Consider the following 12,497-nt stretch of genomic DNA (forward strand, 5'->3'; position numbering starts at 1 on the left):
GGGATGAACCGGCTTAAGGTTATCCGTTCCGCGGAGCGATCTTCCGATCCCCGCACGGGCGGGGATGAACCGATCGATGAGGCAGAAGAAGAGCTTCAGCAGTGCCGATCCCCGCACGGGCGGGGATGAACCGACATGTATCAGGCGGCGATAGCGGACGTGGAGCCGATCCCCGCACGGGCGGGGATGAACCGGACGTGGAAAAGCTGAGCTCCTCATCAGTCCACCAATCCCCGCACGGGCGGGGATGAACCGGGCTCGCCGGCGCCAGGGTCGCGAAACTCAGCCCGATCCCCGCACGGGCGGGGATGAACCGTGCTCTCGGAAGTCGACCAAGGCGTTAGAATCCCAATCCCCGCACGGGCGGGGATGAACCGCTTTTTGTTCGTCCAGCACAGCGGGCGAGACTCCGATCCCCGCACGGGCAGGGATGAACCGCGTGAGAACCGCCACTACGTCAGCCACATCCTCCGATCCCCGCACGAGCGGGGATGAACCGTATTTCCCCATGATCCAGCAACACGCCGAGACCCGATCCCCGCACGAGCGGGGATGAACCGGGCATTACCGAGCAGCTTAGCGGCAGCGTTCCCCGATCCCCGATCCCCGATCCCCGCACGGTCGGGGTTGAACCGATCGAGCCGACCGGCGACGCAAACCGCGACCACCGATTCCCACACGGGTGGGGATGAATCGGTCGAACCATGTTTCTGTAGCTTTGTTTGAGCAGGTTCCCTGCGCCAGCGGGGTCTAATTTTATGGGTGTGAGTAGCCTCACTCCTCCGGACTTGGCTCCATAGCGCGCTTGTCATCGGGGAGGCGGACAATGTCGCCTTTGTGAAGCTTGCCGTGGCTGTCCAGGCGTTGGCCCTGGGGGCCAATGATTGCTACCACCGGGCCGATGCTGACCGCTTCATCTTCCTGGTAGCTTTGCACGTCGACTCGAACCGAGCAGCCCTGGTAGCGGGCTGAGAGAATGTCGCCGATATGCGGTCTGGCGTCGTGGTTGGGATCCTGGGCGTAGTGGTGCGCGACGCTGGCGCTGCCTGGCATATCCCATTCAATGTGCCGATGCATAGAAAACTCCTTCTTCGTGGTGCGTTGCAAGCGACATAGCTAAATATCGTTATATTAGCGTAGCTTACTTATTCGCTACTTTCGCCCTGGTTAGGCTGCCCGACGTGCTGAAACATGAAGTTAAGCGCCGCGGGCAGGCTGGCCCGCCAGACTTTCCAGGTGTGGCCGCCGGGGTAAAGGTCCATGTGCACCGAGGTGGGTTGAATCTTTTCCATGGCCTGGCGCAGTTGGCGTGCGTGAAACTCGGCGTCATAGACGTCACTGCGCCCTGCGCTGATATACATGGGAACGTGAGGCACATCGCTACGTTCTGCCATGGGGCGAGGCGTCACTTTGATGCGGTAGTCCTCGAGGTGCACGGTATAGTTCAACTGCTGCCAGAGCTCGCGGTCGAACTCGCCCTGTTCATCAAGAAAGGCAGGGTGACGGTTGGCCGAGGAGTTGCTGGGCGGAAAAGGTGCATAGCTCGCGGGGCTGAGCGCGGCGACGGCGGCGAAAAGGTCGGGACGTTCCAGCGCGAAGTTAACCGCGCCAAAACCGCCGGCCGAGAGCCCGCCCACGCCGCGCATCGAGCGCTCGTCGCCCACGCGGTAGTGCTCTTCCACATGGGGCATGAGGTCGTTGAAAAAGGCACTGCGGGCCGGGCCGTTATGGCCGTCGACCCACCAGCTGCGGCTACCGGGCATGATGAAGACGCTGGGCGGAATGTGCCCGGCGCGAATCAGCCGGTCAGCGGTCTGCTGCAAATTACCCTTGGCCAGCCAGTCACGTTCGTTACCAAACGAGCCGTGCAATAGGTAAACCACGGGGTAGACCGTATCGCTGTTTTCAGCATAACCATCAGGCAGGTAAACCGTGTAGGGGTAGGGGGCACCAAGCGTTGGTGAATCGAAGTGATGCCGTTCCACGCTGCTGGCGAGAGCGGTTGAAGTGGCCGCCAACAGGCCAGCGAATAAACCGAACAGGCTGATGAACGCGAACCGCCAAAGGGGGCGTTTCCTCATGTGCACCTCATCTGTCGGGAATTATCGTGTTCTACCCGGGTCGGACAGCTCACGGAGTGGGATGTTCAAAGCGCTCATGCGTTAGCGTCGCGCAATACAACCTGGCGGGAGGGTTCATGCAAAAAGTGGAAGAAATCTTCTGGCTGAGAGCGTATGGCTGTATCGCCGTTTTTTTATTCCATTTGATGGACCAGGTTAACAACTACGTCGACACTCTCGTCACCGATTTCATGCGCATCCCCATGGTGTTGGGGACGCCGATTTTCCTGTTTATTTCAGTCTTTGTATTCGCCGTTCGCTACGATAAAGCGGTACCTGATGGGTTTATACGCCAGCGGGTTAAATACGTCATGCTGCCATATTTCGTGTATGGATTTATCTATTCAACGGCGGAGTGGGCGACCAGATGGGCAGAAGGCGATTCGGTCAACTTCTGGGCCAATGCCGTTGAGTATTTTGTTTATGCAGGCTGGCACGGTTACTTCCTGATCATTGCGATGCAGTTTTATGTCGGCTATTGGCTGTTTACCCGCTTGCGTCTCTGGCGGGTCAATCCGGTGCCGTGGTTCTGGCTATCCTGCTTGATCAGCATGGCTTACTGGGGAACGGCGTATTGGCAGGGCGTCGACCCGCCGGGGTATCTGCTCTGGGTGGCGCCGCTCGGCTGGCTGTACCTGTTTTTCCTGGCGTTGGTACTCGTGCGTTACTACCCGCTGGCACCTGATGGTGACAAAGCAAAGCGACCGATGTGGATAAAGTACCTGGCTCACCCGGCCTGCCTGGGCCTGTTTGTACTGGGGCTTTGCGTGGCAACGCTTGCCCGCCTGCCGGAGTTCACCTCGAAAGAGGTCTGGGTCATTCCATTCTTTGTGCTGTTTACCCTCTGCGCGACGCGTCAGCTGAAAGGCTATGCCGCACCGAATTGGGTCCGCCAGATCAATGTGTATTCGTTTGGTATCTATCTGGCGCATCCGATGTTTTTCATCGTCACCGACCTGATCATCGCACCGTTGTCGCTGCCCATCATGGTTTACGCCGGGATTCTTGCGCTGGTGAGCATGACCGGCTGCATTGTGCTAAGCAAAGTGGTCAATACGTCCCGAATCGGGTCGATGATGTTTGGCAAGCAATTGAAGGTGGCAGTGCGCTAGGCGGCCCCTGGGGAGAAAGTGTCGTTGCTTGTCAGGGTGTGGATGCGGGTCGGGCAGGCGTGCAGTCGCTGGAGGAAATCGTGTAGAGCGCTGCGGTCGAGGTCGGGGTCGAACCCCCCCAGGCGCTCCAACCAGGTTCGTCGGACCGCTATGTAGGGCGGCGACTGTAGCGCCGTGGCCAAAAAGCGTTGCAGCAGGCGTGCGGGCAGGGTGGGTTCACTGGAGCCGAGTACGACGGCATCCACGGCGTAGCTATCCAGCATGGGGAGCATCGCCGACCACAGGGTGACCGGCAAGGCCGTGGCGTGCAGGGCAAATACCAGCCATTCGGCCTGGCTGGCGGCGGCCGCATGGTTAAGGCGTGCCCCCAGTGCGGTGCCTGGCAGTGTGGTGCAATGTGCGTCGAAGCGTTGCGCCATCTGCGTTAGCCGGTGGTCGTTATTTTGGCTGGTCACTTTGAGCGTGCAAAGGGTGTGTATGTCGGCAGTGGCTTGGTAAATGGTGTAAAGATGGCGAGGCAATTGGGCACCCGTTACGCAGGTGTCAACAATAAAGCAGACCGACTTCATGGGGTGCCCTCCGGCCTATGTACGTAGTTTTTTGCTTATTGTAACTAATTGTGTTGAAAAGTTTAATATAGTATCTACTGCTTGGCGCGCAAGCAAATTATGCGAGAGGGCCAGGCTTTATTGTTGTTCGCACCAAGATTGTGCAAAAGACCGCGTTTTTGTTCTTTATTGGTGCATAGAAAGGCCTTGTCGGGCCGTGTATTGGCAGCCACGCGTGAAATGCAACATGAAGTGGCACAAAACTGATTTTAAAAATTATTTAAAAACAAAAAGTTGCTATTTATTTATGCCATATTGGTGCAGAAGTGGCACGCAATCTGCATTGTCAACGGCAGCGGCTATGTAGGTCATAGGCAACTCGCCTTGCGGCGTGCTACAACATTAGCCGGTTTCTATCGCTAGACGTTCTGTTGATTGCAACGGACAAACGTTGAGTGAATAAGCAAGGCAGGCGTGCCATGATGCACGCAACATGTCGAACAACATTTACTGGTAGCTTACTGTCATTAGCTTTAAGCCACGCTCATACCGGAGGACACTATGTCAGCCAAGACTCTCGCGCTAATTGAAGAGCATGATGTTAAGTGGGTAGACCTGCGTTTCACCGACACCCGCGGTAAAGAGCAGCACGTGACCGTGCCCGCCCGCGATGTCGACGAAGAGTTTTTCGAAAACGGTCAGATGTTCGATGGTTCGTCCATCAACGGCTGGAAGGGCATCAACGAATCCGACATGATTCTGCGTCCGGAAGACGGTACTGCCTATCTTGACCCCTTCACCGAAGATGCCACCCTGGTGCTCCGCTGCGATATCATCGAGCCGGCCACCATGCAGGGCTATGACCGTGACCCACGCTCCATTGCCAAGCGCGCTGAGGCGTACCTGCAGTCAACCGGTCTTGGTGACACTGCTTTCTTCGGTCCTGAGCCCGAATTCTTCATCTTTGACGAAGTCCACTGGAAATCCGACATCCAGGGCGCCATGTACAAGATCACCTCTGAAGAAGGTGCATGGGCCACGGACAGTCAGGTAGAAGGCGGCAACCTGGGTCACCGCCCGCGTGTCAAAGGCGGTTACTTCCCGGTTCCTCCGGTCGACAGCTTCCACGATATCCGCGGTGCCATGTGTAACACCCTGGAAGCGATTGGCCAGTCGGTGGAAGTTCACCACCACGAGGTGTCCAACGCCGGTCAGAACGAAATCGGTGTGAAATTCAACACCTTGGTGAAGAAAGCCGACGAAGTCCAGGAAATGAAGTACGTTATCCACAACGTAGCGCATGCCTATGGCAAGACGGCCACCTTCATGCCGAAGCCGCTGGTAGGCGATAACGGCTCGGGCATGCACGTTCACCAGTCGTTCTGGAAAGACGGTACCAACCAGTTCGCGGGTGATGAGTACGCGGGTCTTTCTGAAATGGCGCTGTATTACATTGGCGGCATCATCAAGCATGCCCGTGCCCTGAACGCCTTCACCAACGCCTCGACCAACTCGTACAAGCGTCTGGTACCTGGCTTCGAAGCCCCGGTCATGCTGGCCTACAGTGCCCGTAACCGTTCGGCGTCCATCCGTATCCCGTATACCGCCAGCCCGAAAGGCAAGCGCGTTGAAACCCGCTTCCCTGACCCGACAGCCAACCCGTACCTGGCCTTTGCGGCCATGCTGATGGCCGGTATCGACGGCATCAAGAACAAGATCCATCCTGGCGATGCCATGGACAAGAACCTGTACGACCTGCCGCCGGAAGAAGGCAAGGCCGTGCCGACCGTGGCGAGCAGCCTGGATCAGGCGCTGGAAGCGCTGGACACCGACCGTGCCTTCCTCACCGAAGGCGGTGTGTTCACCGACGAAATGATCGATGCCTACATCGAGCTCAAGATGGAAGACGTGGAGCGTATTCGCATGACCACGCACCCGGTCGAGTTTGATATGTACTACAGCTGTTAAGAACGACAGCTGCTAAGAACAGCTGCTAATCTCACCGATGTGGTGCAGATAAGCCTAAACCCCGCCACGGCGGGGTTTTTTTTGTTAAGGGGGGGCATATGTCGCGTAAGGCGTTAGTGGCGCAGGCAAAGGGCTGGGGCATGGGCCTGGTGCTGGTCGCATGGGTGAATATCACGGCTGCATCGTCAACCGTCTATCGAGTGGTCGATGAACACGGCAATGTCACCTTTTCCGACACCCCGAGCGAGGGCGGCGAAGCGCTTGAGCTGGCGCCGCTGCCTGGATTGCCAAGCGAATACGCGGAGGCGCCCAATAAGCCACCGGCCACCTCGCCTGGCCAGCCCTTCATGCCTTACGACCGCTTCCTGATTCGCTCGCCAAGCGCTGGTGCCGAGGTGGGCGCCGCCACGCCGGTCATGCTCAGCATTGTGCCGCGGTTACGCGATGACCATCGGGTGCAGCTGCGGGTGAATGGCGAGATCAGCCAGTCGGCGCTGCACAGCGATGTGTTCTGGCTGGCGAACTTGCCCGCTGGTCGGCATCGGCTTCAGGCTGAGTTGTTGGATAGCCAGGGTCGACGGCAGCACCGCACAACCGCGGTGACGATTGTGGTGGCAGAATAGCACTAATGCGCCATTATGGTGCATGCGATGGCTGGAGGCGTCGATGGCCTGCGCTAAAACAGCTCGCCATGCACCGCCACACGGCGCAAGTGACGTGCAAATCAGCGCGCTGGCGCATTTGGCGCGCTTTTTGCAGTTCTCTCTACATCTTTCCAGCGGAAGGTTGACCCAAGATAATGGACGAGGCGACTTTGCAAGACACCACCATGCACCAGCGTTTACTTGAACACCTCACCACGGCGGTGCTGCTGCTGGACGGCCGCCTTAATGTGCGCTGGATGAACCCTGCCGCCGAGGCGTTGTTTGCCGTGAGTCTGAGCCGAGTACAGGGGATGAGCCTTGACGGAATGCTGGGCGGTGATGAAAGCATCGACGAAGTGCTGGCCAAGGCCCGCGACGCCTTTCATCCCTTTACCCAACGCGAGGCGCGCATTTCGCCGCTGAATAGCGATCCGCTCACCGTCGACTATACGGTGACACCGCTCTCCGACATGGAACTGCTGCTGGAAGTGGAGCCCCGCGACCGGCTGATGCAGATTTCCCGCGAGGAAGCGCTAACCACCCGCCAGGAAACCATCAAGGTGCTGGCCCGCGGCCTTGCTCACGAAGTCAAAAACCCGCTGGGCGGTATTCGCGGCGCGGCGCAGCTGCTGGAGCGCGACCTGGATAACCCGGCGTTGCGTGAATTTACCCATATCATCGTCGAGGAAGTCGACCGGCTACGGGATATGGTGGATTCCATGCTGGGGCCCAACTACATCGTCAAGCACGAGCCGGTCAATATTCACAAGGTGCTCGAACGCGTGCGTTCATTGCTGATCGCCGAGCACCCCTGGGTGGATATTCAGCGCGATTACGATCCCAGCCTGCCGGAGCTGTTCGGCGATGAAGCACAGATGATCCAGGCGGTACTGAACGTGGCCCGCAATGCGGTCCAGGCCATGGGCGATGCCGAGACGCCGACGCCGACCCTGGTACTGCGCACGCGCGCGCGCCGCCAGTTTACGCTGGGTGCCGAGCGTCATCGTCTGGTCAGCGAGGTGGGTATTATCGACAACGGTCCGGGCATTCCCGGCACCCTGCAGGAAACCCTGTTTTACCCGATGGTCTCGGGCCGTGCCGAAGGCAGCGGCCTGGGACTGTCGATCGCCCAATCAATTTTGCACCAACATCAAGGGCTGATCGAATGCGACTCACGCCCGGGGCGCACCGAATTTCGTTTATTGATTCCCTTGGTTATTAATGTCACCGGAGAAGCGTCATGACAGAGCCTGCCCGTAATGATGTTGCGCGGGTCGTCATTGTTGATGATGACCGTGCGATTCGCTGGGTACTTGAACGTGCGCTGGCGCAACCCGACCTCGAGGTTGAATGTATCGAGCGTGCCGACACGGCCCTTTCCCGCTTGCTTGAGAGTCCGCCGGATGTCCTGGTTACCGATATTCGCATGCCGGGAATAGATGGCCTGGACCTGATGGCACGGGTACGCGAGGCCCACCCCGACTTGCCGGTCATCGTGATGACCGCGCACTCGGACCTGGACAGTGCGGTGGCGTCCTACCAGGGCGGTGCCTTCGAGTATCTGCCCAAGCCGTTTGACGTTGATGAGGCGCTGGCGCTGGTGCGTCGTGCCATTGCCCATGCTCGCGAACGCCAGCGCCCGGTCACGGTACCGGAGGGGCTCAACGCCGAAATTATCGGTGAAGCCCCTGCCATGCAGGAGGTGTTCCGGGCCATTGGTCGGCTATCCCACTCGCACATTACCGTGCTGATCAACGGTGAGTCGGGGACCGGTAAAGAACGTGTTGCCGAGGCGCTGCATCAGCACAGCCCGCGCCAGGGCAAGCCGTTCATCGCGCTGAACATGGCGGCGATTCCCCGGGACTTGATCGAGTCCGAGCTGTTCGGCCATGAGAAAGGGGCCTTTACCGGTGCCACCTCACAGCGCCAGGGGCGCTTTGAACAGGCCAATGGCGGTACGCTGTTTCTGGATGAGATTGGCGATATGCCAGCGGAAACCCAGACGCGCCTGCTGCGCGTACTGGCCGACGGCGAGTTCTATCGGGTGGGGGGGCACACCCCGACCAAGGTCGACGTGCGGATTATCGCGGCCACCCACCAGAACCTGGAATCCCTGGTCGACGACGGGCGCTTCCGGGAAGACTTGTTTCACCGCCTGAACGTCATTCGCATCCACTTGCCGAAACTGGCCGAGCGGCGTGAGGATATCCCCAGGCTGACGAGTCATTTTCTGGCTGAGGCGGCCAAAGAGCTGTCCACGGATGTGAAGGTGCTGACCCCCGAAGCGGAAGCGCATCTGACCCGCCTGCCCTGGCCGGGTAATGTTCGCCAGTTGGAGAACATCTGCCGCTGGCTGACGGTGATGGCCTCGGGACGAGAAGTGCTGGTGGAGGATTTGCCAGCAGAGCTGCGCTCACCCAGCGCCTCGGAGTCCAGCGCCCATGGCGATTGGCGCAGCGCTTTTCGCGACTGGGCGGATCACGCCTTGGCGGAGGGCCATACCCATTTGCTGGAAGAGGCGGTGCCGGACTTTGAGCGCATCTTGATAGAAACCGCACTCAAGCATACCGGCGGACGTAAGGGCGAGGCGGCAGAGCTATTGGGTTGGGGGCGCAATACGCTGACCCGTAAGCTGAAGACGCTCTTACCTGCGCTGGCGGACGAGTAGCTGAAACGACCGCCAGGCGTTGCTACTTGTCTGCTTTTTTAAGGCGCTCTATTTCAGCGAGCAGCGCATCGGCTTCTTCCGTCAAGGTGGCGTTCGCTCGCATGTCACCGTTGCGGGAAGCTTCCATGGCGGCTTGCAGCTTGCGTTCGTAGTCTTGCTGTAGCTTCTTTTTAGGGTCGCGCTTGAAAAGGCCAAACATGGACGCTCTCCTTCTGTGTGTACATTCTTTGTACACCTTTGGAGAGTGTTTGTCTAATGCCGTGAGGCCTTTAGCGGCGTGAACAGGCGATCGAGCGGGCGTGCAATACGGCGCTGCATCGCATCAGGAAGGCGTCGAAGTCGCTGAGCAGGGTATCTAGGCTTTCGTGGAGGCGATGATCGTCATCCAGCATGCGCAGTGACAGCTGCTGACGTTCGGCCCAGTCAATGACGGGGCGAGGTGGGATCACATCATCCTGCCAGCCATGAATGACGTGAGTGCAGCTGGCTTGGAGCGTGGGGTCGGTTTCCGGATAATGCGGCAGCCCGATGGCCGGGGCCAATAAAAAGCAGCCCAACACGGGCTGCTGCGAACTGACCGCTGCGCTTAGCCAGCCGCCCAGGCTTGAACCGGCAAAAACGCAGCGTTCAGGGTCATCACCCCGGGTCTCCAGCGTCGCCATTAGGTGCTGAAGGCGCTGTTGCGGGTCGGGCTGGTCACGGTAATCCATTACCACGGCCTCACAATCGTCGAGCTTTTCGGCGATGCCTTTCAGCGCCTGCATTTTCAGCGCCCCGGGGCCGCTTTCCAGACCGTGTGACAGGTAGACCGTTAGCATAACCGTATTAACTCGCTGATTGCTGGATGGCTTCTCCACCCTGCTCGATGTCTTCACCCGCACCGCGGATGGTGTTGCAACCGCTCACCAGGAGCAGAACAGTGGTGCATAGAATGGCAATGGCCGTGACGCGTTTCATGGAAGTCTCCTTACTCAGGCAGATCGTGATATCAGCTAGATTAGCAAAGGTTTGCCGTTTAGCCACACCGCCAGTATGTACCTCTTTTGTCATATCACCATGCTGTTTTGTCGCATGTGCCAATACGCTACATGTTTTTTGTGCCATCGGCGCGATGAGTGGCCCATGTCGGTATAAGCTAAGTTCATGATTTAAATTAATTTTGTATTTTTTAAAGCCTGGTTGGCCTGATGTCTGCTCCATTAGCATTACATGCGAAATGTCATGGATGCTTTTTTATTCGCATGGATAAACCTCACTGTTATCAACGTCAAGGCAGTTGGTCAGTGTTGTTAAACAGAAAGTGGAAAGTTATTTCACAGGAAATTGAAAAGTTGTATTGGAAAGCTGTATTGGAAAGTCGTTACGTAGCAAGGTTGCTCTCGTGTTGGAAGGTAATAGGAAGGTAGTCGTCAGCTAGAAGGTAATGGGTAGGAAGTTACGGCAGTCGAAACGTCAGTAGTTGAAAGGTAAAGCGGGTCAGGGGAGTGTCGCAGTAGTAAAAGGAAGGCAGGAAGCCAATTGATAATGGATGGAACATTCAAAGGAATGGGCACTCCCCGCTTTAGCGTAAGGATGCGCTAAACATCAGCGTCATGGAATGGCGGCGATGCGAAATTACCACCTTGTTCCGGCGAGGTGGTTTTTTTGCGTCTGGACGATCACCCATCGCTGGACTGGCTAGCCCATAAGGTAAAGGCTGAGCAGCGCAAAGCCATAGCCCATGGCACCCCCGGCGATAACATCGCTTGTGTAGTGCAGGCCCAGGCCAACCCGGGAGATCGCAATCAGCATCGCCAAGGGGATGACCACAGGCAATAACCAAGGGGTGTGAGCGGCGACCAAGGCGCTGAACATCACGGCATGCATGGTATGCCCGCTGGGGAAGCTATAGCGATCCCGGGCCGGTGCGTTGCACTGAATACCGTTGCGATAAGTAATATACGGCCGCTCACGGCACAGGCGGGTTTTCACCAACCGGTAAATGGCGATGGCGATGATGGCGATCAGGGTGTACTGCAACATTCGCCAGGCACCATCAGGCTGGAGCCAGGGTTGCGCCAGGATCAGCAGCACCCAGGCTGGCCAGTCTCCCAGCCGGCTGGCGGCCTGGAGGGTCAGTCGCCAGGGCCGGTAGAGCGATAGGCGCGACACGCGTTGGCAAAACTGCCATTCCAGCAAATCAAGACGATCGAATACGACGAGGGGACGGGGTCGCATGATAAGCCTCCTGGGCCTTTAGAAGATAATCAAGAAACTGCCGGGCAATGCCCGCCCAGCTCTGCTCGAGGGCTTTCAGCCGGGCGAGCCGACTGTACTTGGCATAGTCTGCCGGGTGTTGGCATAGCGTCACCGCCGCCTGACAAAAGGCCGCAGCGTCGTTGATGGGCACGGTAATGCCGTTGTAGCCGCTCTGGATCAGCTCGGCGCTGGCCGCGTGCCGATAGGCCACCACGGCGAGCCCGCTGGCCATGGCCTCACTGACCACGTTGCCCCAGGTTTCGGAAAGCGAGGGGAAGATGAACAGGTCGGCGCTTGCGTAATGCCGGGCAAGCGCGTCGGGGTCAATAAAACCGGTAAAATGCACATCCGGAAGCGCGCTTTCAAGCTGAGCCTTGGCAGGGCCATCGCCCACGATCACGTGGGCCATGTCGGGGCGGACGTTGCGCATGGCGTGGTAGGTTTCCTGTAGCAACGCGAGGTTTTTCTCGGCGGCGAGCCGCCCGACATAAAGCGCCACTGGCTGATGGTCACTCACCCCCCAGGCACGGCGTAATTCAGGGTCGCGATGGGCGGGCGAAAAACGCTCACCATCGATGCCGCGTGACATCACCGCGACGTCGTTGATGCCTTGCTGGCGAAGTTGGCTGGCCTGCAGTTGGGTAGGCACCAGGGTTAAGCCGCAACCGTTATGGAAATAGCGCAAATAGCGGCGGGTGGCCGAAGCGAGCCAGGGAACGCCGTAATCGCCACAGTAGTGGTCGAAATTGGTGTGCCAGCCTGCCACCAGCGGAATGCCCATTTGGCGTGCCGCCAGGCGTGCCGACCAGCCCAGCGGGCCTTGGGTGGCCAGGTAAATCACATCGGGGCGCTGGGCTTTCCAGAACTTGCGCAAGGTCGCGGGGCGGCAAAAGCCCACCTGTACGTCGCGGTAGCCCGGGATGGCAAAGCGCGATACCTGCAGTTCGGCCATTGCCTGAGGGGCCTTGGCGGCAAGCGGGGGCTTTGGCCGAATCACATCAATACGTACCTGATGGCGGTCAAGCTCGCGGCTAAGCCGACTCAAGGTGTGCGCGACACCATTGATTTCCGGTGCCCATGTTTCACTGACGATGCAAAGCCGCATGTGCGATCCGCCCTCTTGTCCATTTATGCAGAGTGTGGGCGGCAGGCATGACATGACTAAGACAGACAGGTGAACAAGCGATGACAGCAAGGCA

13 protein-coding genes and 1 CRISPR repeat array (1 of these 14 only partly in view) are annotated in these 12,497 nt (G+C 58.5%); of the genes, 5 read left to right on the forward strand and 8 right to left on the reverse strand.

Going from position 1 to position 12,497, the window contains the following annotated elements:
• Window positions 1–696: a CRISPR direct-repeat array (repeat unit 29 nt; unit sequence CCGATCCCCGCACGAGCGGGGATGAACCG) (it extends 5,508 nt beyond the left edge of the window).
• 78 nt (window positions 697–774) lie between these two features.
• Window positions 775–1,077: a hypothetical protein gene (locus NH395_RS13945; protein WP_253025678.1), complete on the reverse strand. Its 303-nt coding sequence runs from the start codon at window positions 1,075–1,077 to the stop codon at window positions 775–777.
• Window positions 1,078–1,145: 68 nt separating this feature from the next.
• Entirely contained in the window at window positions 1,146–2,081 is a 936-nt protein-coding gene (locus tag NH395_RS13950; RefSeq protein WP_253025680.1) for an alpha/beta hydrolase-fold protein, read from the reverse strand.
• Between the two features lie 116 nt (window positions 2,082–2,197).
• Between NH395_RS13950 and NH395_RS13955 the strand changes: the two genes are divergently transcribed.
• A complete protein-coding gene (locus tag NH395_RS13955; RefSeq protein ID WP_253025682.1) occupies window positions 2,198–3,232 on the forward strand; it encodes an acyltransferase family protein in 1,035 nt (344 codons plus the stop codon).
• On the opposite strand, the gene NH395_RS13960 is transcribed toward NH395_RS13955, so the two are convergent.
• Entirely contained in the window at window positions 3,229–3,801 is a 573-nt protein-coding gene (locus NH395_RS13960; RefSeq protein ID WP_253025684.1) for a hypothetical protein, read from the reverse strand. The two genes, NH395_RS13955 and NH395_RS13960, sit on opposite strands and share 4 nt — an antisense overlap.
• Window positions 3,802–4,341: 540 nt before the next feature.
• Between NH395_RS13960 and glnA the strand changes: the two genes are divergently transcribed.
• From glnA to ntrC, 4 genes are all read left to right on the forward strand, one after another.
• Complete coding sequence (glnA, locus tag NH395_RS13965; protein WP_253025686.1) at window positions 4,342–5,748, forward strand: glutamate--ammonia ligase; 1,407 nt, start codon at window positions 4,342–4,344, stop codon at window positions 5,746–5,748.
• Window positions 5,749–5,846: 98 nt separating this feature from the next.
• Complete coding sequence (locus NH395_RS13970; protein ID WP_253025688.1) at window positions 5,847–6,371, forward strand: DUF4124 domain-containing protein; 525 nt, start codon at window positions 5,847–5,849, stop codon at window positions 6,369–6,371.
• A 206-nt stretch (window positions 6,372–6,577) separates the two neighbouring features.
• On the forward strand, window positions 6,578–7,636 hold the full coding sequence (gene glnL / locus NH395_RS13975) for a nitrogen regulation protein NR(II) (protein WP_290443846.1): 1,059 nt from the start codon (window positions 6,578–6,580) through the stop codon (window positions 7,634–7,636).
• On the forward strand, window positions 7,633–9,060 hold the full coding sequence (gene ntrC, locus NH395_RS13980) for a nitrogen regulation protein NR(I) (RefSeq protein WP_066316268.1): 1,428 nt from the start codon (window positions 7,633–7,635) through the stop codon (window positions 9,058–9,060). Before glnL ends, ntrC begins: the two co-directional genes overlap by 4 nt.
• Before the next feature lie 22 nt (window positions 9,061–9,082).
• Here ntrC and NH395_RS13985 read toward each other — a convergent pair whose 3' ends face one another.
• The 5 genes from NH395_RS13985 to NH395_RS14005 form a co-directional block, all read right to left on the reverse strand.
• Window positions 9,083–9,259, reverse strand: coding sequence for a DUF6435 family protein (locus NH395_RS13985; RefSeq protein ID WP_139197158.1), 177 nt, complete (start codon window positions 9,257–9,259; stop codon window positions 9,083–9,085).
• A gap of 70 nt (window positions 9,260–9,329) precedes the next feature.
• Entirely contained in the window at window positions 9,330–9,878 is a 549-nt protein-coding gene (locus tag NH395_RS13990; protein WP_253025690.1) for a YqiA/YcfP family alpha/beta fold hydrolase, read from the reverse strand.
• A 7-nt stretch (window positions 9,879–9,885) separates the two neighbouring features.
• Window positions 9,886–10,017, reverse strand: coding sequence for an entericidin A/B family lipoprotein (locus NH395_RS13995; protein WP_066316266.1), 132 nt, complete (start codon window positions 10,015–10,017; stop codon window positions 9,886–9,888).
• Window positions 10,018–10,737: 720 nt separating this feature from the next.
• Complete coding sequence (locus tag NH395_RS14000) at window positions 10,738–11,277, reverse strand: phosphatase PAP2 family protein (RefSeq protein WP_253025692.1); 540 nt, start codon at window positions 11,275–11,277, stop codon at window positions 10,738–10,740.
• Window positions 11,240–12,403, reverse strand: coding sequence for a glycosyltransferase family 1 protein (locus NH395_RS14005; protein ID WP_253025694.1), 1,164 nt, complete (start codon window positions 12,401–12,403; stop codon window positions 11,240–11,242). The genes NH395_RS14000 and NH395_RS14005 overlap by 38 nt, the downstream gene beginning before the upstream one ends.
• Window positions 12,404–12,497 lie beyond the last annotated feature (94 nt).

Source organism: Halomonas sp. Mc5H-6 (assembly GCF_024124705.1).
In the GTDB taxonomy this organism is placed as follows: domain Bacteria; phylum Pseudomonadota; class Gammaproteobacteria; order Pseudomonadales; family Halomonadaceae; genus Vreelandella; species Vreelandella subterranea.